This is a genomic window from Bradyrhizobium ivorense, from assembly GCF_900696085.1.
GTDB lineage: Bacteria > Pseudomonadota > Alphaproteobacteria > Rhizobiales > Xanthobacteraceae > Bradyrhizobium > Bradyrhizobium ivorense.
Genome location: NZ_CAADFC020000010.1, coordinates 16,206 through 41,745, shown reverse-complemented (window position 1 = coordinate 41,745; position 25,540 = coordinate 16,206). Strand labels below are relative to the sequence as shown.

Sequence of the window (25,540 nt, the reverse complement as noted above, 5' to 3'; positions counted from 1 at the left end):
GGCTGCTTCTATAGCTACGCTATTCGTAGAGAGTCAGCTTCGTCAGAACTCCGCGGGGCAAACCAGAAGCGTTAGTTCCTCGATAGCTCGTAGTAATACATCGTTTGAGAAGAGAGGCGGGATATGCACCAACACATTCGAGATCTGCTTCCAGTGGAATGCTTTCGCCGAGGCACGCTCTGGATTGGTGGGCAATGGTGCTGCGCGGCTGACGCTGGTACGTTCGCCGTCACGAGCCCGATTGATGCCCGGCATCTGATGGTCGCGTCGCGGGCACAGGCCGCAGATGCGGATCGGGCCGTGCGGGCCGCTGACGCAGTCGCAGCGTCGTGGGCCAGCGATAGCGGCAAGCGTAGCGGGCTGATGCTCCGCATTGCGCAGGAGGTCCGGAAACACGCCCAGGAGCTTGGCACGATTGAGACGCTCGACAGCGGAAGACCGATCAGCGAGACCACAACCGATTCCGTGCAGCATGCGGCTGCGCTTTTCGATTATTACGCTGGCCTAGCCGACAAGCTGCACGGCAGCACTGTGCCGATGGGAAATGACGCGACGGCACTCGTCGAGCGAGAGCCATTCGGGGTCATAGGCGCGATTTCGGCGTGGAATTATCCCTTGTTGAATGCAGCTACGAAGATCGCGCCAATCATCGCTTGTGGAAATACGATTGTTCTTAAGCCGGCGGAGCAGAGTCCGCTGGTTACGCTTCTATTGGCCGCGCTAATGCAGCAAGCGGGCCTGCCAGACGGTGTCGTCAACATTATTACTGGATTTGGAGCGGAAGCAGGCGCGCCGCTGATCACGCATCCGATGGTATCGAAGATCAGCTTTACTGGATCCATGGCGACCGGCCGACGCGTTGCGGCCGTAGCCGGCGAGACGCTCAAGGGCGTCATCCTTGAGCTTGGCGGAAAATCGCCGCTGATCGTGTTCGATGACGCTGATCTGCCACGCGCAGCATCCGCTGCGGTCTTTAGCACCTTCAAGAATGCCGGTCAAACCTGCACGAGCTGCGCACGCGTTCTCGTCGCACGGCCATTAATGGATCAGTTTGCTACACTCTGCAGCTCTATCGCAGCAGATCTGCGCATAGGCGATCCGTTCGACTCGGAAACTCAGATCGGCCCTCTCATTTCCGCTGAGCAGCTTGCGCGTGTTCGGCGGCTTACCGCGGATGTGGATGCGGGGCATGTTTGCCAAAAACACTATCGGCCCGTGGCTGGTGGACATTTCTTCCAGCCTATGATCGTGACGAAGTACGCGCTCGACAGCGATTTTGCGCGACAGGAAATTTTCGGTCCAGTAATGGCGCTGCGTCCTTTTGATACCGATGAAGAAGCTTGGCAGCTTGCCAACGATACGGAATATGGTTTGGCCGCCTCGGTCTGGACCTCGTCGCTCCATCGTGCCGAACGGGCCCGCCGCTTGCTGGTAAGCGGCATTGTTTGGATCAATTGTGCCCATACTCTCTCCACTGGCACGCCAATTGGTGGGCATAAGGCGAGCGGTGTTGGTGTCGAGCACGGAGTGGAGGCGATCGAGCAATACATGAAGCTGAAGACGAGCGTGCTCATGTCGGGTGGATGGCATAGCCCGTTCGGCATGCGGTCTGCTTCGACATAAGTCGAAGCGGCTGGCCTGGGTGTATGGTTCGGATGCAATCCTCAACCAAGTCGTGTGAGTTCGTTGGAGGCCGCATCGGCTAAAAGTATGATGATCATCCAAGTTCCGGCTCCCACGCACAATATCAGGCGGCAGCTGCTAGCATGCCCCCCGCAGAGCCGGTCCTGATGGTCGGTTTTGCCAGACGTTCTCGTCGCAATGACTTATCGCTTTCTCTAATCGCGCCGGCTGGACCTAACCAGCTTACGCTGCTCTTTGTAGCACGTCGGACCTTTTCACATTGCGAATCCCGAACCAGCTTGGTTACGAGAACCACGCTTACCCAGTGCTACGCGGATCCAGGTCGATTTAGGCTATAGCTTGCGATCCTGCTCTCGCCCTGTCGAGCGCCGCCGCTCGGTGTTCTAATCTTCGCTGTCGCATTCGGCACAAACCTACAAGGCCGCTTCCGCTCAGGTTGTCCAACTTCGGACTACATGCTGTGGCTCTTGCATGGACGGCGTGTGTCCTTTAGCCCCTGCAGCAGCTGGCACAGCACTTGCTGGGCATGCTGCAGTGACAGGAGGCGTTTCTATGAACGTGACATCCGCGCGCACCCGGACGCCTCCTGCTAGGAACTCCCAAACGCGTTCTGCGAACCGAAACAAAAACAGACCCGAGAGTTGCCCGCGCAGCACCATAAAGCGGACGATTCGGGCGGCCGATGATGGGGGCATTAGTACGGGCGTGCGATGGGGGGTGATCGTTATTGCAGGACTGCGTTGCTGCTGACCGGCGTCGTCTAGCGAAGAACCACAACACCGGGAGAATCCACGATGAGCAAGACAAAGTTGAACAACAATGTCACGGGTGTTAAGGTCATCCAGCGCGCTGCGCGCATAGGCGCTGAAGTGGCCAATATAAAGATCTCGGGAGATTTGTCGGAGGAGACAATCGGGGCGATCAATGATGCCCTGCTTGAGCACAAGGTTGTGTTTTTTCGCGATCAGAGTCATCTGGATGACGCCGATCACGAGCGGTTTGCTCTTCGCTTTGGTAGGCTTGTGGCTCATCCGACAATGGCGGTTACCAAAGGGACGACGTCAATGATTGAGCTGGATTCGGCGCGCGGCGGTAGTCGGGCCGACTTCTGGCACACCGATGTGACGTTCGTTGATGCCTATCCCAAGATTGCCGTCCTGAGAGGCGTCGTGATCCCCCCATTTGGTGGTGATACGGTATGGTCGAACACCGCGGCAGCTTATCTCTGGCTGCCAAAGCCGCTTCAACGCCTTGCAGACGAGCTATGGGCCGTTCATAGCAATGCTTATGACTATACCGTAATGGGGAATGCGAGCCAGGCGGACAGACAACATTTCGACGAGATCTACACCAGAACGGTTTATGAGACTGAGCATCCAGTCGTGCGCGTCCACCCCGAAACCGGCGAACGCACACTCGTGCTCGGCGATTTGGTGCGGCGCTTTGTCGGCATTTCCAAGTACGATGGTCAGAAATTGTTCGATCTATTCCAGTCTCACATCACCGCGCCCGAGAATACCGTGCGCTGGAACTGGAAGCAGGGTGACGTCGTCATGTGGGACAATCGCGCGACCCAACATTATGCGGTCAATGACTACGGCGATCAGCATCGCGTGGTACGTCGTGCTGTGATCGATGGCGAGGTGCCAGTGAGCGTGGAAGGTCGACACAGCGTAACGCGAATCAAGGTCACCAAGCAGGCGCAGGCCTCCTAGGCTGCTTACCAATTTAGGGTCATACAGCTGATGAGAGCCCGGTAGCATCTGAAGTGAATGGCTGTCGGCTTTGCGAGTGTCATGCAGACTGAGATAAATGTGACATCTTAGTGATCTCGCATCTCCTGGCGATGTTGGTGAACTTCAGTATTCTCTGCGAAAAGCCTGAAGGCCCGCGAGCAATGGCCGCTGATGCTTGCTGTGACGGTCGTACCGCTCGCACGGCGCGCTTGAACAGCCACTGCGTGTCTGATGCTACGAAATCGGTAGCGAGGGACCAGTAGTCCCTCCGGAAAAGGGCCGAGAGAGGCGCGACGGTACTCGCCATGCAGTCTAGACAAACGGCACAGGCAGAGCAGCGGATCCCCACTGGAGATAGGTCTGGGCAAGAATAGGGTCGCCAAAGGTGGGCTCATCCATGAAGTCCGTAAGTCCGCGCTTCCAGAGACATGGCGCGCTTCGCCGCCTCGATGCTTACGACGAACGGAAAGGTCGAGGCCAACAACGCGCTCGCACCAAAACGCCGGTCCTCCTGCGAGCAAGGATATCATTGCCTACACGCCATATGTTGGCAGGTTGCGCATTCCTACGTTGCCGCTGGGCTGAATCATGGTCCAGAGACATTTGATTTGTAATGGCACTAGAGCCGCGCGACTAAGAGAGAAAGCCGATGAAGATAATGGCGGTTCGCACCCACATTCTTCAAGCAGAGCTCTCAGAAGCGCTTGCGTGTTCGCGAGGTTGGTATGACACCCGCACGGCCATGTTGGTCGAAATTCAGACAGATCAAGGTATCGTGGGCTGGGGCGAATGTTATGGCCCTGCGCGGGTAACGGCCGCGGTCGTTGATTGCGTCGCTCCATGGTTGATCGGCGAAAATCCGGTACGCACGGACTATCTTTGGCGCATGGTCTATGCGCGGCTCCGCGATCACGGCCAGAAAGGCGTTGTGATTCAGGCGCTCGGGGGCATCGATATCGCATTGTGGGACATCAAGGGCAAGTATTTTGACGCTCCGGTGCATCAGCTACTGGGCGGCGCGCAGCGTACCCAGATCACCGCGTATGCTACCGGCCTTTATCGGCGCACAGCAGCAGATCCAATCCACTATCTTGCCGAAGAGGCCTCAGACTACGTCGCCGAAGGGTTTGCTGCGCTAAAGCTTCGGGTCGGCTTCGGCGTACAAGAAGATGCCGCCGTGACGCGCGCTGTTCGCGAAGCGATCGGGCCGACCGTGGCGATCATGATAGATGCAAATCACGCCTATGACAGCATTGCAGCCATCCGGCTCGGGCGAATGATTGAGCAGCACGATATCGGCTGGTTCGAGGAACCGGTTCCGCCGGAAGATATTGCCGGTTATCGTGCGGTAAAGTCGGTGCTGTCGATCCCGATAGCGGGCGGCGAATGTGAGTTTACCCGATTCGGCTTTCGAGAGCTGTTCGTCACGCACGCGCTCGACATTGCGCAGCCCGATACCTGCGCTGCAGGCGGTCTATCCGAATGCAAGAAAATCGCCGATATGGCGGAAGCCTTCGGCATCCGCTATAACCCCCACGTCTGGGGCACCGGGATCGCGATCGCAGCGTCCCTCCAGCTGCTAGCTGTTCTGCCGCCGCATACACCGCCTTCGCTGATGCCCGTCGAGCCTATACTGGAATTCGACCGCACAGAGCACCCGATTCGGCAGGCAATTCTACTTGAGCCCGTCGAGCACGTCCGTGGCGTCGTTCAAGTGCCAGACGGACCGGGCCTCGGCATTGAAATTGACCGCAAGGCACTGGCTAGATTTGTAGCGCGGTAGTGCCGCAGTGATCTGCGATCTGACCCGTGCGTATCCTAATCAGCTTGTACTGTGCGCACAGTTAGGCGGCTGCTCCACTCCTGTCCAGAACGTTCAAGCTGCTTGCGCGGTCAGAAATCAAATCGAGTTTTGTTGGCAAGCTCTTCGGACGCCTCAGCCCGTTTGTTCGCGGGAAGTCATGGCTGGTATACAACACGTCTTCTCCTCCAGTCCACAGCGGATCAATTCCAAACGGCTGAAAGTCCTAATCGTTTTACGATCAACGCCCCGCTTCGATTTACTCATGTGAGCGTCTGCGGGATTGTTTCGATGCGGCTGTGGCCAACTCCGGTATGAGATGCAACCGTCGTGACTTCACGCGGGACTGTCGTCTTGCCAGTGTCGAGCTGGAGACGCACATGTCGGGACCAAAACAGTGAGCAGTTCGCTGCGAGAGAACAAGACCCATGGGCATTCTGACTCGTCAAGCAATGCACACAATCCTGGCGGCACGCGAATTGCTGGGGATTGTCACGGATAGTGTCGTTCGCACGCTAGGTATACCGCAGAGTTCAAATGAATTCGTCGTTACACGAGCGCCTTCAGGCCGCGCTTTCTGACTGCACGGGGCAACGGCGGAACGGAGCCCGAGACAAAGCGCCGTGCATTCCATGACGGCTCGATGAGCACGTGGACATACTGTAGATTATGGCTGCGTCGAGCCCGTAATCGTCGCTGAAGAGCTGGAGGCACATCAATGTCCGAGATCCTGCTCGACCTGCGTGCCCTTCTCGATCTAGAACCGATCGAGAGAAACCTATTTCGCGGCAATGCCGCGGGCAGCGGTGCCCGAGTATTATTCGGCGGCCAAGTGATCGCCCAGGCAATGGTCGCGGCATGCCGAACAGCGGAACGCCGGCTGCCACATTCGCTTCACTGCTGTTTTATCCAAGCTGGCGAAACGCATTTTCCAATCATTTTTCAAGTCGAGCATTTGCGCGACGACAACAGCTATTCAATCAGGCGCGTGACCGCGATGCAGCGTAGCAATGAAATTTTGTCGATCGTGATGTCCTTCCATGCCGAGGAGAAGGGCGCTTTCGACCACCAAGCCAAAATGCCCGTGGTTCCGCCGCGAGAAAAATGCACAGTCAAGGAAGTATTCGAGCCGCCTACATTTGTCGAAAGGCCTGAGTTCATTCGCCGATACTATGCGATCGACCTGAGCCCGGTCGAGACTGGCCGGTATCTGGGCCAGAAGGTCGATGACGGCCGCGTTCATATGTGGATTAGAATTGCCGAGAAGCTACCGGACGAGCCGGCGCTGCATATGTGCGCGCTGGCCTATGCCTCCGATTACTCGCTGCTCGATGCGGTAACCGCGCGCCACGGCCGTGCGCCCTTCGATAGGCGGATAATGGCCGTGAGCCTCGACCACGCAATGTGGTTTCATCGGCGGTTCCGCGTCGACGATTGGCTACTTTATGCGCATGATTCACCAAGCGCGCAAGCCGGCCGCGGCCTCACGCGAGGCCTGATCTTTAGATCCGACGGTGCGCTGATTGCGTCCGTCGCCCAGGAGGGCTCGGTGCGGGAGCGACGCTGAGGTTCACATGCTGTCAGACTGGATTTATGATCAGCGGCTTCGAACGGATGCACGATCACCGTGGCAATCGTCCTCTGCACGTGGGAAGTCGTCTTTCTAACGACGCAGGAATCGTGGTCGCTAGATTCCGAGTGCTTGCGGACAGTTCCTACGGTAAAAACTTCGCGCGATCGGCGCGGTTGCCCACATCCGCCGTGACGGCGCCAGCGTCACGCCACTTCTCAGCTCAGGGCTTATACCAATCCTCAAATTGATCGACCGATGTAGGCCCAATCGCGGAGCGCGATTGACATGATCTTCCACGGCTGATCGATGAGAGTGTTCCAGGCGAAACAGCAGTGATCGACGATGTTGTCATAGGATTTGAAGACGCGGTTTGACAGCCAGTTTTGGCGCATGAACTGCCAGATATTCTCCTGGCTGTTCAGCTCGGGCGAACGCGGCGGCAACGGCATCAGCGAGATGTTGTGCGGGATCTTCAGCTCCTTCGCTCCGTGCCACCCAGCCTGATCGAGGATGACGATGGCGTGGGCGCCAGGGCTGACCTTGCTTGCGATCTCGTTGAGATGAAGCTGCATGGCCTCGCTGTTACAGAAGGGCAGAACCAGTGCCGCGCCGGTTCCGAGCTCCGGGCACACGGCACCGAACAGGTAGGTCGATTGCGTGCGCTGGTCGTGAGTGGCCCGCGGCCGCGATCCCTTTCTAGCCCAGCGATAGGTGAGCTTGTTCTTCTGCCCCACCCGCATCTCATCCTGGAACCACACCTCTACCGGCGTGTCCGGCGCAAGGCTGCTGCGGATTTCCTCCACGCGAGCGTGGAATTTTTTTTAAATGCCTCGATCGCCTCGGGATCCTGCTTGTATGCTCTCGGCCGGGCGCTGACGTGTGAGAAGCCGAGGTCCTTGAGGGCTCGATAGACCGTATCGTCTGACACCGAGATGCCGAACTCCTCATGCAGCCGCATGATCAGGTCACAGGCCCGCCAGCGCACCACGCCATGGATGGGCGGGGTCGGCCCTTCGTCCACGATCCGCGCCAGAAACGCCCGGTGCTCCGTGTTGAGCTTCGCCGGCGCACCTGGCGCGGGAACATTGATCAGACCATCAGGCCCTTGCTCGTTGAATCTGATCACCCAGTCGCGAAGCGTCTGCCGGTCCATCCCGCCGACCTTGGCGGCCTCCGCCCGCGATGCGCCATCGAGCACCGCAGCGATCGCCAGAAGCCGCCGGACCTGATCGCTGTCCTTCGCCCGCCGCGCCAGCCGGCGCACCTCAACCGCTGCAAAATCCGTTCGAACCGCAATCGGCTGGCCCATGGCAACTCCCTCCAGTTGCCATGTTGAATCATCGATCCTCTGATTTGGGAATGCCCGCCGTGAGTCACCACCTCAGCGGATTGGTATTAGGTAGCCTTGGGTCCGCGGCCACGAGTAGTGTGCGCGACAAAGAATAGCTGCTCGCCGGCGTGAAGCGAAATCTAGTAACCCCAACACCGAGTGTGACGCGGCTACGCTGCGCCCGAGCCAGCGCGTTTTGGGGAAGATTGGCACGATGCCGTTGCCGGAGTTATCAGCCCTGCCGGCCTTGCTGCGTGATCGCCGATGGCATGTCGATACGTCTGATCGCCAGTCCTTGATAGCCCCTGCAGATTCACCGATAGAAGTGGGAATTGCTAAGACTATTCCCAATCGGCGTCAAATAACGTCGTCACCCATCTTGGTGCGACTGCGCCACAGTGACTCTCGATGTCTTGTTGCAGCTTATTGACTAGGAGATCACGTCGATCGCGCTTGGTAATCCAGATAGGCCGGAGGCACAAGCAGCGCATGCGCAAGCAAATACTCCCACGCGGGCGGGACGAATCCCGCATTCGACGAACTCGCGAGTCATCTATCGCGGTCACTGCAAATCCTTGTTCCTTCATGATCATGAGCAACTGCACCGGATTGCAATGGAATGGTTCCAGCTTTGAGAGGGCGCCGCACCCAAGAACGCGAGAGCACTGCTGCTTCCAGAAGACTCATAATAGCGTGGTGGAGTGGCCGTCGGGAAGACTGCCGTGAGCAGCCAATTCGAGAAAGCTGCCGTTGTCCATCCTCACCCACTGGCATCGCTCGGCTCGGATCTTCGAAGAACATATGTTGCTACCACCGCCTATCGGAGGCGTGATTCGTGCCGTTGTTTGTTGTGACTTTGTCTCGTTTTTGACAATGCCACAAGAGCTGTCGCCATTACGATCATTTGCCACGCAGGCTCAAAGGATCGATGCGCAATCCGCTTCAGTGTCTGTGGCACAATGGTTGCTTATGCCTATCGGCAAGAAGTTCTTCCGGAAAGGATCGAGTGTATCCTGAGCCGCATCATGAGCCAAAACGCGCGAGCGACCAGCAGCCGGCTGATCCGGAGCATGTCTCGAGTGAAGCAAACGACGCCCTGGGAGAGGACCCAGCTTCAACTTCAAGAAGGGGCCGGTAACCGTTTCGGAACTCCCGCTCTTCGGGATTCACGTCGCTCAATATTGAACTGCCCACAGGAGGAGGCTATGGATCTCGCATTCACCAATGAGGAGCGTGCTTTCCGAGAAGAGGTTCGGCAGTTCCTGCGCGAAACCGTGCCGCCGGAGATGCGACGCAAGCTGGTCGAAGGGGCGCAACTGTCCAAAGACGAGATGGTAGCTTGGTGGCGCATCCTGAACAAGAAAGGTTGGTGCGTGAGCCAATGGCCGAAGGAGTATGGCGGGACCGGCTGGACCTCGGTGCAACAGTACATATTCAAAGAAGAGCTGCAGATGTATCCGGCGCCAGTGCCACTTGCCTTCGGCGTCGCCATGGTCGGGCCAGTCATCTATACTTTCGGAAGCGAGACACAGAAGAAACATTATCTGCCGCGGATCGCTAACATGGACGATTGGTGGTGCCAAGGTTTTTCCGAGCCAGGATCCGGCTCGGACCTAGCTTCGCTAAAGACCAAGGCGGAACGAAAGGGCGACAAGTACGTCATTAACGGCCAGAAGACGTGGACAACCCTGGCCCAATATGCCGACATGATCTTCTGCCTTTGCCGCACCGATCCGACCGCCAAGAAACAGGCGGGCATCTCCTTCATCCTAGTAAATATGAAGAGCAGGGGCATCACGGTGCGCCCGATCCAGACCATCGACGGTGGTCATGAGATCAACGAGGTGTTCTTAGACGACGTCGAGGTGCCCGTGGAAAATCTCGTCGGCGAGGAGAACAAGGGCTGGGACTACGCGAAATTCCTGCTCGGCAATGAACGCACCGGCATTGCGCGCGTCGGCGTCTCCAAGGAGCGCCTCCGCCGCATCAAGGAACTCGCCTCGAAGTTCAAGTCGGGCGGCCGTCCAGTGCTTGAAGATCCTGCCTTCCGCGAGAGGCTGGCGGCCTGTGAAGTCGAGCTGAAGGCTCTGGAGCTGACGCAGCTGCGGGTCGTCGCGGATGAAACCAAGCATGAAAAGGGCAAGCCCAATCCAGCCTCTTCCGTGCTCAAGATCAAGGGTTCGGAAATCCAGCAGACCACAACGGAGCTATTGATGGAGGTGATCGGGCCGTTCGCAGCGCCTTACGGCGAGCATCCCGATTCGTCATACGAAGCGACGGATTGGATCGCGCAGAGCTACTTTAACAACCGCAAGGTCTCGATCTACGGGGGCTCGAATGAGATCCAGCGCAACATCATCACGAAGGCGGTGCTGGGGCTCTAATTTCGTCCTTTCCGGCCCTCTAGTGGGAAGGGACGGGGTGGGGCGCCCCTCTCTGCGCATCGGACAACCCGTCCTTCCCGCGCGTGGGTAAACACCTGTCAGTTACGGGATGCCGAGAAAAATGGATTTCGAGTTATCCGAGGAGCAGCGGCTGCTTAAGGAAGCTGTCGATGGATTACTCAGCGACGGCTATCAGTTCACGCAGCGCAAGAAGTACATGAAGGAGACGGGCGGTTGGAGCCAAGACATCTGGCGCCGGCTCGCCGAGCAGGGTCTCTTGGGCCTTCCCTTCGCGGAAGTGGATGGCGGCTTTGGTCTCGGCGCGGTGGAAGCCATGATCGTGATGGACGCGCTTGGAAAGGCGTTGGTGCTGGAGCCGTATCTCGCAACGGTAGTGATCAGCGGCGGCTTCCTGCGTCATGGCGGCTCGGCCGCGCAGAGAGCGGAGCACATCCCCCCGATCATCGACGGCAGGAAGACTTTTGCCTTCGCACAGCTCGAGAAGGATTCGCGGTATGACCTTCACGACGTCACGACGTCGGCGAGGAAGAGGGGGCAGAGCTGGGTGATCGAGGGCAAGAAATTCGTCGTCATCAATGGTGAGAGCGCCGACACGCTTGTCGTCACCGCGCGCACCGAGGGTGCGCAGCGCGACACGGCCGGTATCGGCGTCTTCCTCGTGCCTAGTAACGTCAAGGGTATCACTAAGGAAACCTATCCCACGCAGGACGGCCTGCGTGCCGCAGACATCACCTTCACCGGCGTGGAAGTCGGAGCTCACGCGGCAATCGGCGATCCCAATAACGCTTTGCTCCTGATCGAGCGCGTGGTCGATGAGGCCCGCACCGCGCTCTGCGCGGAAGCGGTCGGCGCTATGGATGAATCGCTGAAGATCACTGTCGAATATCTCAAAACGCGAAATCAGTTCGGCGTGCCGATCGGCAGCTTTCAGAGCCTCCAGCATCGGGTTGCGGATATGTTCGTTGCACTGGAACAGGCGCGCTCGATGTCGATGTTCGCAACCATGGCGGTCGATTTCGGCGACGGGGCCGAGCGTGCGAAGACCGTCGCGGCGGCAAAGATGCAGATCGGCATGAGCGGAAAATTTATCGGCCAGCAATCGATTCAACTACACGGCGGGATCGGTATGACTATGGAGGCCAAGATCGGCCACTATTTCAAACGGCTGGCCATGATCGAGAACACATTTGGGGATACGCGTTATCACCTCCGTCGCGTCAGTGAGAGCGGCGTGCTGGTGTGATCTGTTGGACGAGCCAATAGCGACGCAATGATCGTGATGGCCAGCCTTGTTCGCTCACGTAACGCTTCAGAAAGGACTACAAAAACGGCTGCGGGACACCACATCCTGCCTGCAAAGACGTGGATGTGCGAGGCGAGCCTTCCAGGACTGCGGTGCAATGCTGTTCAGGCTGTAACGGCGGCTCAAGGTATGCTAATTAGCGCTACCACCGTAGTTAGGGGTGTGCACGGCTGATGGCGGCCGGTTATGGTGCCGGTGGTTCTCCTGCCCAAATGTAAGCAGATGTTGCTGACGTTTGTTTCAACGGAATACCCGGCATATTCAGTTGTTATTGCTGCAGTGCATGTCGCAAGTTTTCGCAACGCCTTGCGGATCGGCCGAGCACTCAGAATGAGTCCGACTTCTCTCTGTGCTTGCGACTGAAGAATGCGCAATAGCCACCGCGCAAGCGAGCAGTCCGACATGGACCAGGCGAATGGTCCGCTGCGCAGATGATGTGCTTTCCAGGATTCGATAGTCTGTGTGGTACTCCGGTCGCGGCGAAGGTACTCCGAGGCTATGTCCACGGTTCTGCTTCCTTGGCGTAAGGATATGCCTCCTTCGACCTGCAGTCGGCACGTGCCATCGTGCTATTTTCCCTGTACCTTCACACGAAGGAAAATCCTGCTTAAGAAATTGTATCGCTATTTAGGGCTACTTCGTAGAAAACCGATTGCGCGGTCGGCAGGATTATTGCCCCTAGGGGACGCAAAACTTGGCTGGCAGCGGGATATCTTAGCGATACAATCGTCATCGTGACTTCCATTTTGTTCACGCCGGCTCGCTCTCAGGGCAAATAATACGCTTGCCGCCCAGCCCTTCCCTCCAGAATTTGGTAGGGAGACTCCTTTTCTCTTTCCTGTACTCTTCCATCGGAAAACGCCGAACCGCGAACGGAAATGATGATTCGGAGACGAAAGATCGGGACCGTGCAGAGGCAGCGACGTAACGGGAGACCGCGAATTTCATGAACTGCGCAGAGCCGACTCACCGCGTCGATTAATGCCACGGGTCTTTGTCACCTTACCAGGTCCGATATAACGAGACTGTGCCAGAGCACTTGAGCTGGAGGCCATCATTTGCTTGCACGCGGCTGGTGGGCGCGCGCATGTGTAGGGGTCGTTCCTTATACCGAGGGACTCATCAGCAAGCATAGACTCCTCGACCTTGCCGCCACTCGCTTCGTTCAAATCGCGCCTCGTACTTAGGAAAGGTCGTTTCGCTCGTGTACCGCTCCTGGCCTCCCCTTGAAATCGTGTTGCCTGCTCTTGAAATGGCTGCGGGCGGCGCGAGAGACGGCCATGGCTAGTGAAGTTCAGGGAGATGGTGCCCCAGGCTATGGGGACGGGCGCACACTGGTCACGTTGGTCCGATTTGTTCTCGTCGGTGCCGTCAACACCGCCTTCGGCTACGCTCTGTTCGCCCTTGTTTACCTACTGTTCGACTCTCATCAACTTGCCGTAACGGTCGCGACCGCGTGCGGCGTTGGTGTTAGTTTCCATTCCACGGGAAGGCTGGTGTTTCGCAATCGGAGACTTTCCACTCTCCTGCCCTTTGTGGTTGGCCAAGCAGCCGTTTGGCTCGTCAATATCCTGCTGCTGGACAAATTGACCGCTCTGGCGATATCGCCGCTCGCCGGGCAACTCTTTTCCCTTCCCCTTCTCGTCCTGCTCTCTTACGCGATTAGTCGCTATTTTGTATTTGGCAGACCCCGATCAGAGCGAGTTCGATCGTGATGTTGCGTTTCAAGGAAGAGCTAAACACAGAGATGCTCGCAATTCCAACTGGTGGACAGATGGATCGTGAAATCCATGCGGCCACGCCGTGATGGTTGTCCCATTATCCGCATGATGTCGCGATTGATGGATGAACAATCGGGATTTCACTTTACAACTCCGATTTAGAGTACCGGATCGTTGATACAACACGTATGATCACTTCTTCACAAACCGCGCTCCGAACGCGATGCCAATAATATCTTTCGAAGATGCTTCACTGAACTCGCTAACTGACAATTTGTGCCGATCTGGCGACGATCGGTGACGCTCAATTCATCAAATCATTGGATGACTTACATGGCGCGTAGTTTGCGCGTGGAATAGGTCCGGAAGGACCTCGCAACGGCGAGCGCTCCCTACCACACATGAGGGGTCCAATCTGAAGACCCGATGAGTTAAAAGCGAGCGCGTCCCAAGCGTTTGCGGTCGCCTATGGAAATCTCTCAGATTTGCGACTTAGAACGTCATTCAAAAGGGCTGCAGAGCTACGCTTACGCTTGAGATGGCCGTGCGCGCTCTCGATCGAGCCGTTCTCATGTGCGATGCCCGCATTGTTGCGCGTTGGCGCCATGCCATAGTGGCCCATCAGCCCGGCGTAGCGCTGCGTCAGATCCTCCCGTGCGTCGGCGGCCAGATTGCGGAACGCTGCCGACAGGCTGTCGCTGCGATGCTCCCGCGGCACGCCACCAAGCGCCCACAGCGCGTTCTGCAAGCCCTCCGCCAGGGCGACGAAGCTTTCGCCGCCGAGCACGACATGGGCATGCTCGAAGCCGGAGAACGCCAACCGGAAGTGATAGAGCCGGTGATTGAGCGGCTCACCTGCGATGGTAATACCGAGCGCGCTCACGTCGGTGAAGTCGGACAGACCCAGGCGGCCGGGCTCGTGCTGCTGGCGGAAGATCACGTCCTGTTCGGGGCCATTGAGCGCCCGCCAGGCGTTGATGCGCCGCTCCAGCGTAGCGTCGGCGAAGCTGCCGCGGCGTTCCCTCAAGACGGTCGGCGACCATTTCGATCATATGAAAGATTCTAGTTCCAGAACTAGGCGCAGACATAGAAGCTCACATCGGCTCACAAACTCTGCGCCGATAGCCTATCGCTCACCACTTCGCCAGATGGGCCTCTTTGCCGCTTACCGATCGACGCTATAATCCTTGGGCCCGCACGACGACGGGCCCGGATAGTGTTGCCGTCACCTTCGATCTCGATGACCCCGGAATCTGCTTTTCCTTACGCACCGCTTTGCGCTCATGGCTAAGAGCGGGCGCTGGCATCCCGCATCCACGACCGCCCGCACAAACTGTCTTCTGCTTCGGAATGACAGCGCGCTGCTTCTCGCAACTGATGTCGCCGGCCAAACAACTGCTTTGGCGACAATCCACGCCGTCGCGCTACCGAGCAAACCGAGTCGCCGCTCGCCACGATCTCCGCAACAATCGGCGCCTTGTCCTCGTCGCTCCACTTCCGCTGACGGCCAGCTCCGGCGAAGACGTCAAGCCGCCGAACTGGCTCCGTGATAGCACTATGTACTGTGTCCATTCTGAGCCTAACGGTTCAAATAAGCCGCAGACTCGAATCGCCCAGTCATCCGGTAGGTGGCCGATGAACGGCGCTTACGATACATCGAGATAAGGTCGGGACTGTTGCCCGGCTTCTCGGGCAGGCCAAGGTAGGCAAAGGAAGATCGGTTCAGCGCCATGGCGAGATCGGCCATGCTCTTCCGGAGGGCAAGTTGGTCTGTGCTCTTAGTTAGCTAATCGACAAACGCTAAGAGCTCATCGTCAGTGCCCGACGGTCCCAGCGTAAGTGGATTCTCAGAACTCGAGGCGAATGCGTCGAAAAGGGGAGCGATGCATAGAGATACATATACGACTCGTCCTAGCGCGAACCCGCCGAAACAGATCAGCGCGGTATGCTGAGCGTGATGCGCAAAGGCTCTGTGATCGTGGACGATGGGTGGTCAGACGCGATGTTCCGAAGCAGCCGCCTTTTTGTGCTTTACATACATTCGATTGATCGTTACAGGCCGACCGCTTCGATCGAGATCTCAGGTCTGCACTCGCGACTGCAGCTTGCTTTGCTCGGAAGTTGCAACCGGAGCAACCTCATTCGGGTCGAGGTCAGGGACGTTTTCCTTCCACCGCACGGATCCGAAGGGGCGCTCTAGCATGCGTCGAACGCGGAGTGGACTTGGTCCAATGTGGAAAGCTGTCGCTTGATCATCCAGTGCGCGTTCTGATTTCGTCCAGCGGTTGCGCTGACGCAAATAATCCAACCACGTCGGGCAGTGATACCTCTCCGTCCACAGCTCGGGATCGGCGATGTCTCGCGCGATGGACCAACCATAGGCCCCGTTTCGCTGGCGGTAGAGCTGTATGCCCTGCATCAGGTTGTGAAAGGGGCGCGCGTTCTCCAGCGCAACACGATACTCGATTTCCACCACGAGCGGCCCGCTACGATCGGTGAGTGGAAGCCGCACTTCGGGATCGGCGAGTAGCTCAGCATCTTCACCGCGCGCGTTGATGCGCGGCATGGGTAGCGCGAGCCCAAGTAGCGGCAAGGCCAGCAATAGTGTCGCCGAGATGAGCAGGGTATTTTCGACGCCAGCGACGTCGGCCAGCCGTCCCCAGCCCCAACCAGAGATGGCCATTCCGCCAGAGAATGCAGCCTGCCAAGCCGCAAGCGAACGACCAGCAACCCAGCGAGGTGCGGAGAGCTGCACGCCGATGTTGAACAGCGTCCACACGACCGTCCACACGGCACCGGCCAAGACCAGGGCGGCGGCAGTCAACACGGTGGAGTGGCTGAGCGCGGCCGCCGCGATCGCCCCGCTCATCGAGATCGTGCAGGCACGGACCGCCTCCTCGCCGGTCATGCGCTTGCGCATCTCGCCGAGGTTCAGTGCTCCTATTACCGATCCCAACCCGAACGCGCCTAGCAAGATGCCGTACGTTTGCGCTCCGCCATCTACCAGGTCGCGGGCAACAAGCGGCATCAGCGCTTGGATGGAGCCGCCGACAAGGGAGGTTACCATCGTGCGGGTGAGCACGATCTTTATCGATGGGGAATTGGTAATGTAGCGGACGCCTGAGACGATGGCTCGGCTTAGTTGCTCGCGCGGGAGCCGCGACGGGCTAGGCACACGTCTCCAGAAAAACAAGGCCACCATCAGCGGCAGGTAAAGCACAGCGTTGAGCGCGAAGGCCGCCACCGCGCCCACAAGCGCAACCACGACTCCGCCGACCGCGGGCCCAAAGCTGCGTGCGATGTTATAACTAATGCCGTTGAGCGCGACCGCTGATGGCAACACCTCGCTTGGTACCTGCTCGCCCACAGAGGAGGCCCAAGCCGGCCCCATCAGCGCCATGCCGCTTCCGACTACAAAGCAAAGCACCAGCAGTAGATCCGGCGTGGTCAGCCCGAGCCAATCGAGTGCGGTCATTGCGGTCGCGCCACAAAACGCAACTGCGAGCGAGATAAGCATCACGATTCGACGGTCATACATATCTGCGATGGCGCCCGCGGGCATCGCAATCAGCATCACCGGGAGCATCATCGCCGTCTGGACCAGCGCCACCTTGTCGGCAGACGACGCCATCTCCGTCATGGCCCAGGCCGCGCCGACGCCTTGGATCAGGATACCGAGATTGGATAACAGGCTCGCTAACCAGATTCGTCGAAACGTGGGATAGCGCAGCGGTGCAGCGATGTCCTCGGCGCTGAACAGGTCGAACTTGGACGGCTCAATCATATCACCTGCTTCCCAGGCCTCTCCGGAAGATTCGCGGCCAGCCACTGCCTTGGCGAGCAACACTTGCGCGGTTTGCGTACGAAGAACTCCTGCAGTATCCCAAGGTCCGGAGCCGTCTCGGCCGTCGAAAACTTTCTACTTCCTAGAGCAATGATCGCGAAGCAGTTCGCACGTCGCGCCGGCTTCTCATCGGGACAAAGCCGCTCGCCAGCTAGGCGCGATGCTTTCCCACGTCCTGGTCGAGTTCACCGCGATAAAGTATGGCACGCTCGCAACAAACGTAGCTCCCGGTTCCGAATCTGCTGCCGCATGCGTCACCAGTAACACGGCTGAGATTCAGGTTGCCTGGGCAGAGGCGCTGTCGTTCAGCTGATCTCCACTTACGCCCGTTGACACACGGAGCTCCTGGGCCTTCCAGGGCTTGGTCAGCGTGGTGGGGTCCCTCAACTGCTCGATCACCTCTGATGGCAGATGAAGCTCTGTTTGGAGAACTTTCCAGATCCTCTCGCCACTCTTTAGCGTTGCTTTCGCAACTTCGGAGGCGCGCTCGTACCCGATAAGAGGGGTCAATGCTGTCACAAGCGCTGTGCTTGCTTCAAGATGCTCGCGACACCGTTCGACATTGGCCGTTATTCCGATAATGCACTTTTCGCGAAAAACTCGCGCTGCATTAGCCAGAAGAGCCATGGAGTGCAGAATGCTAAAGGCGATCACTGGCTCCATCACGTTGAGTTGCAACTGGCCTGCCTCGGCAGCCATCGTCACGGTGAGGTCCGCACCGATGACCTGGAAGGCGACTTGGTTTACTACTTCTGGAATAACCGGGTTAACTTTTCCCGGCATTATGGAAGAACCTGGCTGGAGGGCCGGCAAATTGATTTCAGCTAGGCCACCTCTGGGACCACTCGAGAGCAGTCTCAGGTCGTTCGAGATCTTGGAGAGCTTCGTCGCCGTTCTCTTCAACATCCCGGAGAACAGGACAAACGCGCCCGTGTCCCAGCATGCCTCGATCAAATTGTTCGCTACGATCAACGGAAGCTGTGTCAGTCGAGAGAGCTCCGCCACAACGATGTCCGCATAGCCCGACTTCGTGTTGATCCCAGTGCCGATCGCGGTGCCACCGAGATTCACCTCTTTAAAGAGCGATACCAGCTCCTCGAGGCGAGCCACGTCCTCCCTTATTGTCGTTCCGAAGGCGCTAAACTCCTGACCGAGAGTCATTGGAACTGCGTCCTGCAATTGTGTGCGGCCCAACTTCACAACGCTTGCGAACTCCGTCCCTTTTCGATCGAACTCATCCGCAATCAGGCGGAGTTCTTGGTCCAGGGACCGGTGAGCCAACAGAATGGCAAGCCGGATGGCAGTCGGATAGACGTCATTTGTCGACTGGGAGAGGTTTACGTCATCGTTCGGGTGCAGAACGTCGTAGCGGCCGCGAGGCAATCCCAAATGCTCGAGCGCTCGATTTGCAATCACCTCGTTCATGTTCATGTTGGTCGACGTTCCAGCGCCACCTTGGAAAACATCGATTGGAAACTCGGCGCTTAATTTGCCAGCAGCAATGTCATCACAGGCCGCTGCAATCACTCTTGCCTTGCTATCTGAAATGTCGCCTAGCTTGGCATTCGCTAGGACAGCTGCCTTTTTAACCAAAGCCAGCGCGTTGATAAGTTGCGAAAGCTGACTGATCGGAAGTCCCGAGATCGAGAAATTTCTGATCGCTCGCACTGTCTGAGCGCCATAATAGGCGCTGCTTGGGACTTCAACTTCTCCCATACTGTCAACCTCGATGCGTGTCTTATCCATTCTTGTTTCTCTGGCCGCGCGGTGGTTGCGACACACAATGCTTCGGATTGAGCCATCTACCGCATCGTTGTCGATGCTGCCGCCCGATAGGCCGCTTGACGGACCATGTGTTGGTTGCCGATGAGTTCGCGCGATGTCCAATCGGCAAGGACACTCTCCTCCGCTCTGGTGCAGATCGGAGAATAGAGGACCAACGGCATGGGTTTCTCGCGTTCTAACGAAATAAGTGATGAAAAAAAGCGTGAGAGCGCGATTACGTGGTTTGAGGCACCACGCGGAGCTTCTGTCAATCCTCGGTCGGAATCTCGACGGGAACCGCAAAGCTCGCTTTTACGCGGTCCATCACGACCATTGTCTTAAACCCCTTGATGTCACGGTTCTCGTAGAAGAAGCGGCGGGTGAACTGCTCGTAGTCTTCCATCGTTCGCGCCGTAATATACAGAACGAAGTCAGCGTCCCCGGTGACATAGAACCCGTTGACGACTTCGGCCGAGGATTTGATTGCCCTCTTGAACCTATCGATTATGTCTGCGCGTTCGCGCTCGAGACTCACGAGTACGAGCATTTGAATTGGTCTTCCTACGGCCTTCGCTGAAACGATCGAGACATCGGCTTCGATGATACCCTCCGATCGGAGCCTCTTCAGTCGTCGCTGACAGGCCGTGGCAGAAAGGCCGGCCATTTCGCCAATCACCTCGGAAGTAAGGCGATTATTCTTCTGTACGATTTCGAGGATACGCGCGTCTGTTCGGTCGTACTGCATAACCCGGCTCCGGTGAATCTCCTCGCAAAACACCGTTCCGGTGCGGAAAGCCCCCCGACTGCGGTGAAATGCGATGCAAATCTGTCGCGAAGATTAGTATCCTGAATGCATACGGAAATTCAACAAAACACGCGGCGCTGTCTCAAAGATTGTTTGGTACCAAAAGAGCGGGCACAGATTGATGATAACCAGCCTATTCGCGAGGAGCGACAGCGTTAGTCTGGCATCGAGGTGATGGCCGTGCGTATCGAGTGTTGCCGGCTCATTGTTTGAGGCTGGCTCTGCATGCTCGTCGATAGCAACCGGGTGGGAGCGCGAGGGGCTTCCGGGTTGCAACGTAGACAAGTTGGCGACCAGCTCGGAAATCCGTGCGGCGGTGAGATTGTGGAGAAGGAGCTCGAAATTGAGTGAGCAAGCGGCTGGTGACGGCGGAAATCGGCCCTATCTGGGCGAGCGGTTGAGGCGCGGCGAATTGCTGGTCTCTGTCTCGCCCTCGTTCTCTGGTAGCTACAAGCAGGCAAGGCAGAACGTTCTTGCCCGCCTACCGCAGGCGCGAAGCTTCGTGCTGCCGGGTCTTGTTGGTCCGGATGACGAAGAGTTATCGGTCGATGTTGGCTGGATCGGCGATCCGCAGGCCGCGTGCGTGCTGGTGATCATTTCCGGCACGCATGGCCCGGAAGGCTTCTGCGGATCGGGCATCCAGCTCGATTGGCTTGCGTTGCTTGAGGCAAGTAGGCTCCCCGAAAACGTGGCCTTGGTCTTTGTTCATGGGCTGAATCCTCACGGCTTCGCTTGGGATCGGCGGGTGACCCAAGAGGGGTGTGACCTCAACCGGAACTTCATTGATTTCGCAGCCGGCGCGCCGGCGAATCCCGGCTACGACGAGTTGCGCGCCCATTTCGTGCCGCCGTCGCTGGAGGGGCCTTCATTTGAGGCTTCTCGCGAAGCTATCGGCAAGTTCAAGCAAGCGCATGGCGAGCGCGCTTTTCAGATCGCGCGCAAGGCCGGCCAGTACACCGACCCTGGTGGAATGTTCTTTGGCGGATTTCATCGTTCTTGGTCGGGTCGCACGCTGGAATCGATCGCTCAAGAATACAAGCTGGCCAGCCGCAAATTCGTCGCAGTGGTGGATGTGCATACTGGACTGGGCCCGTATGGATATGGTGAGCTGCAGAGCGAGCATGTCGCGGCGAGTGCGTCCCAGCTTATCGCGGATCAAATGTTTGGACCCAGCGTCACGTCTGCGGACCTGGGGACATCGACCTCGATCCCCATCCATGGCTCCCTGCAGCTCTTCTGGGAGAGGCTGCTCGGCGATGGTCGATACCTCTACCTCTGCTTAGAATATGGAACATTCAACACGGAGGCGGCCCAACGGGTGTTGCTTGCTGATCAATGGTTGCACGTTCACGGCGGCGGGGATCGAAGTGGGGCGCTCGGTCGCGAAGTTCGCGGCTGCATGCGTGCTCACTTCTGTCCAGACGATCCCTCCTGGAAGGAGGCGGTGCTGTTTCGTGGGCGGCAGGTCTTGCGTCAGGCCCTCTCGGGGCTGGCGCAAGTCGCGGAAGGCGAATTCGCGCTGGAGGGGACTCCTCGTAAAAATGGCGAACCTGCGCTGTAAGCTCCGCGGACAGCCGCGGACTAATTGACAATTAGCCTAGAAGGGAGGCTTCAATGTCCAAACGAATGATGAATATCGGTGCCTCTATTCGAGGGCTTGGCTACAACGCGTCCGCCTGGCGGCATCCCGAGGTCGACCCCGCCGTCCAGGAGTCCATATCGTTCTACATCGAGTTGGCGCAAAAAGCCGAAGCCGCAAAGCTGGATTTTGTATTCTTGGCAGACAATCTGGCTGCCACCTCCATGAGTGATAGCCCAAAAGGCGCTCTCGGCCGTGGCCATGACAACGTCACGCTTGAACCGCTCACTGCTTTGGCAGCTGTCGCAGTTTCGACCAAAAGAATCGGGCTGGTCGCAACGTGCTCAACGAGCTACCAACAGCCATTCCACGTTGCCCGCCAATTTGCATCGCTGGACCACATTAGCGGAGGTCGTTCGGCGTGGAACGTTGTTCCTTCCTATCGGCAGACCGAAGGCGCAAATTTTGGTTTAGCGGAACCACTCTCGCACAACGAACGGTACGAACGAGCGGATGAATTCGTCACCGTGGTGAAAGGCCTGTGGGGCAGCTGGGATCGCGATGCATTCGTCTATGACAAGAAGTCGGGCATCTTTTTCGACCCAGGCAAAGTCCGAGCGCTGAACCATCGCGGAAAATACTTTGAGGTGGTGGGGCCACTTACGGCAAGCCATTCGCCTCAAGGTAGCCCTGCGATATTTCAAGCTGGAGAATCGGGCGCGGGAATCGAGCTCGCTGGAAAATTCGCAGACGCGGTCTATACAGTACCGCTGGATAAGGATGCGTCGATCAAGCAACGGAAGCTGGTTCGTCAAGCAGCAGCTCGACACGGGCGCAGCGAACATTCGGTGAAGGTCATTCCAGGCATTCAGCCGATCGTGGCCACAACAAGGAAGGAAGTGGATGAAAAGTTCGAACTGCTGCGCTCGATAGCTGATCCCGTCAAGGAGATGGGGAGGTTGATCGTCCAGTTTAAGGATATCACGAAATTCGATCTCGACGATGTTTTGCCAGTTTCTTTCATTGATTCCTGCACGACAAGCTCGGCAAGGCCGATCGCTGAGAAGGCCGTTGCACATAGGTGGACGGTGCGGCGTCTGTGCCAAGAGATGGCGATAGGCCAACAACGAATTGTGGCGGGTACACCTGAAGAGGTGGCGGCAGATCTTGCAGATTGGTTTAGTGTCGGCGCGTGTGATGGCTTCAACGTGTCGCCATCGCACCTACCTGGCGGTCTCTTCGAGTTTATTGATCAAGTGATACCCATTCTCCAGGATCGGGGGTTGTTCCGACCTGAATATGCCGGACGCACATTGCGAGAAAACCTTAACGCATCGTGATTATCGATATTGGTCAGCAGAAATTTCAGAAACTTGAAGCGCGTGTTCCCGGCCAGCTTCTCACGAGAGTAACTGAGCAAGGTACAATCACTATGCAAGAGTCCTCCACTTCGTCGATTGATCCCCAGTCGCTGCGCTACGTGCTCGGTCGCTTTGCTTCGGGCATCACCGTAATCACAGGGATGGTCGACAACGTCCCATCGGGGTTCACCTGCCAGTCCTTCTACAGCGTCTCTTTGACACCCCCGTTGGTATCTTTTTGCGTGATGAAGACCTCGAAAAGCTGGCCGGCGATCCGCGAATCTCGGCGCTTCGTTGTAAATGTGCTTTCCGAGGAACAGCGGGCTGTTTCCGATGTCTTTGCAAAATCAGGCGGAGAAAAGTGGAAGCATGTTGACTGGGCACCATCTCAAAGCTGCGGAGCGATACTGGCAAACACGTTGATGTGGCTGGATTGCTCGCTGCATTCAGAGCATGAACTCGGAGACCACCTCTTGGTAGTAGGGAAAGTCAACGAGGCGAGCCCAATTGACTCGGACGAGCATAGGAGGCCGCTGATCTACTTCAGAGGCCAATATCACCAGCTCCAAGCTCACACCTAGCGAGGGCTCGAGGGTAGCCCTGCGTTCGGTATCCAGCAAGGTTTAGCCTCACAGGTCAGCCGTGCCGTTCGCAGTCTAACGTGAACGCCCGCAACAGCCCCGCAAGGGTCTCTCGCGTCTTGGCACATAACCTTGATCGATGCCGGCATTGGGAATCCTTGTCGTCTCCTGGCGTTGCCGAGCCTGCATCGGACAACTGCTCAGCGGCGCGCGCAAATGCGCTCGTTACTTCCCATGTCGAACGCCTTGCTGCAGCCCACCTGTTGGCGCGGGCGCCTCCGCAACAAAATTGGAGCTGGTGCGCATGTGGGTAATGCTGTGGCGCTCGGCCCTAAATGGGCGCCTTTTCACGATCAGCTTGCTCGTCGGCGCGCGAAATTGGCTCGGTTAGTGCGGCGGGCGGCGACGAAGATCCGCATCGACTGCGCAAAGAGGCTGTCCGTGTGGAAGTCGGCATCGAATGGCCCTGTATCGCAGGAAAACATACGCCCCATAGGGAAACGCGACGCGAATAATGTTTGCGATCCCAGTAGGATGAAAGCCGAGGGGCGTTAAAGCAAGCGACTGCTGGAACTTTCAAATGAGTTTTCATACCTTTCGACCTGCACATCCGGTGGGACTCGCAGCAAAGCACCTGGGAAGTCTCCGAGATCGTGATTTTATCACAGGAGCTGCCTTGGTCGACGGCTGCTGGGTTGCCGGCGAGCAAAGAGACGTCGTCATCGACCCGGCCACGGGAGATGAGCTAGCGAGCGTCGCTCGTTGCACTGCCGCTGACATGAATGTTGCGATCGCGGCAGCCGAACATGCGGCCGCTGCCTGGCGCGGATTGTTACCAACTAGGCGCGGCGCAATCCTTAGGTCGTGGGCGTCCTTGATGTACGACAACTCGGAAGAGCTTGCCATCTTGCTTACGAGTGAGCAGGGCAAGCCCCTCGAGGAGTCGCGCCACGAGGTTGCCTATGGTGCGGGATTTCTCGAGTGGTTTGCTGCAGAGGGGGAGCGCGCATACGGCGAGACAATCCCGAGCCACAAGCTTGGAGGCCTGCTCCAGGTGCGAATGTACCCGATCGGTGTCACGGCGGCGATCACGCCTTGGAATTTCCCGGTCGCCATGATTACGCGGAAGGCGGGTGCTGCTTTGGCGGCTGGTTGCCCGATGATCGTGAAGCCTGCTCCCGAGACCCCGCTCTCTGCGCTTGCGGTGGCCAGGTTGGCCGCGAGGGCTGGCGTCCCCCGAGGTGTATTCCAGGTGCTCGTCGGCAATCCGATCGAACTTTCGGAGCCCCTGTTGCACGATCCCAGGGTGCGAGCTCTTTCGTTCACGGGGTCAACCGAGGTGGGACGCCTGCTGTTGAGGGGGGCGGCCGACACGGTAAAGAAGGTCTCACTCGAGCTCGGTGGGCATGCCCCCTTCATCGTCTTCGACGACGTCGACCTGGATAAGGCCGTCAAGGGAGCGATGGCCGCGAAGTTCGCTACATCGGGGCAAGATTGCTTGGCAGCTAACCGCATCTATGTCCAAAGCGGGATCTATGATGCTTTCGTTGCGGCCTTTGCTGCCGCCATTGCTCGCCTCACCGTCGGCCATGGCCTCGAACCTACGACGAATATCGGCCCGATGACGAAATTGTCTGTCGCCAACAAGTGCAGGATGCAGATCGATGATGCGGTGGCAAAAGGCGCGCGTACCAGCTCCGCAAGAGTAAGTGAGCGGCTAGGGCCGAACTTTGTTCTTCCAACGCTGCTAAGCGATGTCACTGACGATATGCTCATTGTGCACGAGGAAACGTTCGGACCGGTGGCGGCCGTGCTGCCATTCGCCTCTGAAGAAGAGGTGGTTGCTCGAGCCAATGCGAATGAGATGGGCCTCGCTGGGTACGTCTACACGGACGATCTTCGCCGAGCGCTCCGGCTATCTGAGCGAATTGAGTGCGGGATGCTTGGCATCAATACGCCATCATTCACTGGGCCGCCGATCCCGTTCGGCGGATGGAAGCAATCTGGGCTCGGCCGCGAAGGATCGCGGCACGGCTTGTCGGAATACATGGAGCTGAAATACGTCTGCTTCGGCGATCTGGCGGCTTAGGGAG

At 57.9% G+C, this 25,540-nt stretch carries 17 protein-coding genes and 1 pseudogene; 11 read left to right on the top strand and 7 right to left on the bottom strand.

From position 1 onward, the window contains the following. The first annotated feature begins 123 nt into the window (after positions 1 to 123). The 4 genes from CI41S_RS14790 to CI41S_RS14775 all read left to right on the top strand — a co-directional run bounded on the left by CI41S_RS14790 (position 124) and on the right by CI41S_RS14775 (position 6,748). Complete coding sequence (locus tag CI41S_RS14790; protein WP_139859992.1) at positions 124 to 1,623, top strand: aldehyde dehydrogenase family protein; 1,500 nt, start codon at positions 124 to 126, stop codon at positions 1,621 to 1,623. 815 nt (positions 1,624 to 2,438) lie between these two features. Next, on the top strand, positions 2,439 to 3,359 hold the full coding sequence (locus tag CI41S_RS14785) for a TauD/TfdA dioxygenase family protein (RefSeq protein ID WP_139859989.1): 921 nt from the start codon (positions 2,439 to 2,441) through the stop codon (positions 3,357 to 3,359). A 670-nt stretch (positions 3,360 to 4,029) separates the two neighbouring features. Next, positions 4,030 to 5,163: a mandelate racemase/muconate lactonizing enzyme family protein gene (locus CI41S_RS14780; RefSeq protein WP_139859987.1), complete on the top strand. Its 1,134-nt coding sequence runs from the start codon at positions 4,030 to 4,032 to the stop codon at positions 5,161 to 5,163. Between the two features lie 736 nt (positions 5,164 to 5,899). Continuing rightward, positions 5,900 to 6,748 (top strand): acyl-CoA thioesterase, encoded by an 849-nt coding sequence (locus tag CI41S_RS14775; protein ID WP_139859985.1) that lies wholly within the window; start codon positions 5,900 to 5,902, stop codon positions 6,746 to 6,748. A 245-nt stretch (positions 6,749 to 6,993) separates the two neighbouring features. On the opposite strand, the gene CI41S_RS14770 is transcribed toward CI41S_RS14775, so the two are convergent. Continuing rightward, positions 6,994 to 8,063 (bottom strand): IS630 family transposase gene (locus CI41S_RS14770; protein WP_430650021.1). Its coding sequence is split into 2 segments (ribosomal slippage): positions 6,994 to 7,571 and positions 7,571 to 8,063, totalling 1,071 coding nucleotides; the frame shifts between segments, so codons are not numbered across the junction. Positions 8,064 to 9,289: 1,226 nt separating this feature from the next. On the opposite strand from CI41S_RS14770, the gene pimC reads away from it, so the two are divergent. From pimC to CI41S_RS14755, 3 genes are all read left to right on the top strand, one after another. After that, positions 9,290 to 10,468, top strand: a complete 1,179-nt coding sequence (gene pimC, locus CI41S_RS14765) for a pimeloyl-CoA dehydrogenase large subunit (protein ID WP_139859983.1) — start codon at positions 9,290 to 9,292, stop codon at positions 10,466 to 10,468. Positions 10,469 to 10,589: 121 nt separating this feature from the next. Continuing rightward, entirely contained in the window at positions 10,590 to 11,732 is a 1,143-nt protein-coding gene (pimD, locus tag CI41S_RS14760; RefSeq protein ID WP_139859981.1) for a pimeloyl-CoA dehydrogenase small subunit, read from the top strand. 1,340 nt (positions 11,733 to 13,072) lie between these two features. Beyond that, positions 13,073 to 13,507 (top strand): GtrA family protein, encoded by a 435-nt coding sequence (locus CI41S_RS14755; RefSeq protein ID WP_139859979.1) that lies wholly within the window; start codon positions 13,073 to 13,075, stop codon positions 13,505 to 13,507. Between the two features lie 511 nt (positions 13,508 to 14,018). Here CI41S_RS14755 and CI41S_RS14750 read toward each other — a convergent pair. The 6 genes and pseudogenes from CI41S_RS14750 to CI41S_RS14730 form a co-directional block, all read right to left on the bottom strand. Beyond that, positions 14,019 to 14,525: pseudogene (locus CI41S_RS14750) on the bottom strand (IS21 family transposase); the annotation flags it as partial. A gap of 275 nt (positions 14,526 to 14,800) precedes the next feature. Beyond that, positions 14,801 to 15,085, bottom strand: a complete 285-nt coding sequence (locus tag CI41S_RS44330) for a transposase (protein ID WP_244626517.1) — start codon at positions 15,083 to 15,085, stop codon at positions 14,801 to 14,803. 7 nt (positions 15,086 to 15,092) lie between these two features. Further along, positions 15,093 to 15,260, bottom strand: a complete 168-nt coding sequence (locus tag CI41S_RS43480; RefSeq protein ID WP_172628049.1) for a hypothetical protein — start codon at positions 15,258 to 15,260, stop codon at positions 15,093 to 15,095. A gap of 333 nt (positions 15,261 to 15,593) precedes the next feature. Next, entirely contained in the window at positions 15,594 to 17,297 is a 1,704-nt protein-coding gene (locus CI41S_RS14740; RefSeq protein WP_139859977.1) for an MFS transporter, read from the bottom strand. A 336-nt stretch (positions 17,298 to 17,633) separates the two neighbouring features. Then, on the bottom strand, positions 17,634 to 19,103 hold the full coding sequence (locus CI41S_RS14735) for an aspartate ammonia-lyase (RefSeq protein WP_139859975.1): 1,470 nt from the start codon (positions 19,101 to 19,103) through the stop codon (positions 17,634 to 17,636). A 286-nt stretch (positions 19,104 to 19,389) separates the two neighbouring features. Continuing rightward, positions 19,390 to 19,866 (bottom strand): Lrp/AsnC family transcriptional regulator, encoded by a 477-nt coding sequence (locus CI41S_RS14730; RefSeq protein ID WP_139859972.1) that lies wholly within the window; start codon positions 19,864 to 19,866, stop codon positions 19,390 to 19,392. A 403-nt stretch (positions 19,867 to 20,269) separates the two neighbouring features. Between CI41S_RS14730 and CI41S_RS14725 the strand changes: the two genes are divergently transcribed. From CI41S_RS14725 to CI41S_RS14710, 4 genes are all read left to right on the top strand, one after another. Further along, positions 20,270 to 21,487 (top strand): DUF2817 domain-containing protein, encoded by a 1,218-nt coding sequence (locus CI41S_RS14725; protein WP_172628048.1) that lies wholly within the window; start codon positions 20,270 to 20,272, stop codon positions 21,485 to 21,487. A gap of 53 nt (positions 21,488 to 21,540) precedes the next feature. After that, positions 21,541 to 22,845 (top strand): LLM class flavin-dependent oxidoreductase, encoded by a 1,305-nt coding sequence (locus CI41S_RS14720; protein WP_139859968.1) that lies wholly within the window; start codon positions 21,541 to 21,543, stop codon positions 22,843 to 22,845. After that, positions 22,842 to 23,447, top strand: coding sequence for a flavin reductase family protein (locus CI41S_RS14715; RefSeq protein ID WP_210242653.1), 606 nt, complete (start codon positions 22,842 to 22,844; stop codon positions 23,445 to 23,447). Before CI41S_RS14720 ends, CI41S_RS14715 begins: the two co-directional genes overlap by 4 nt. Before the next feature lie 580 nt (positions 23,448 to 24,027). After that, complete coding sequence (locus CI41S_RS14710) at positions 24,028 to 25,536, top strand: NAD-dependent succinate-semialdehyde dehydrogenase (RefSeq protein ID WP_139859966.1); 1,509 nt, start codon at positions 24,028 to 24,030, stop codon at positions 25,534 to 25,536. Positions 25,537 to 25,540 lie beyond the last annotated feature (4 nt).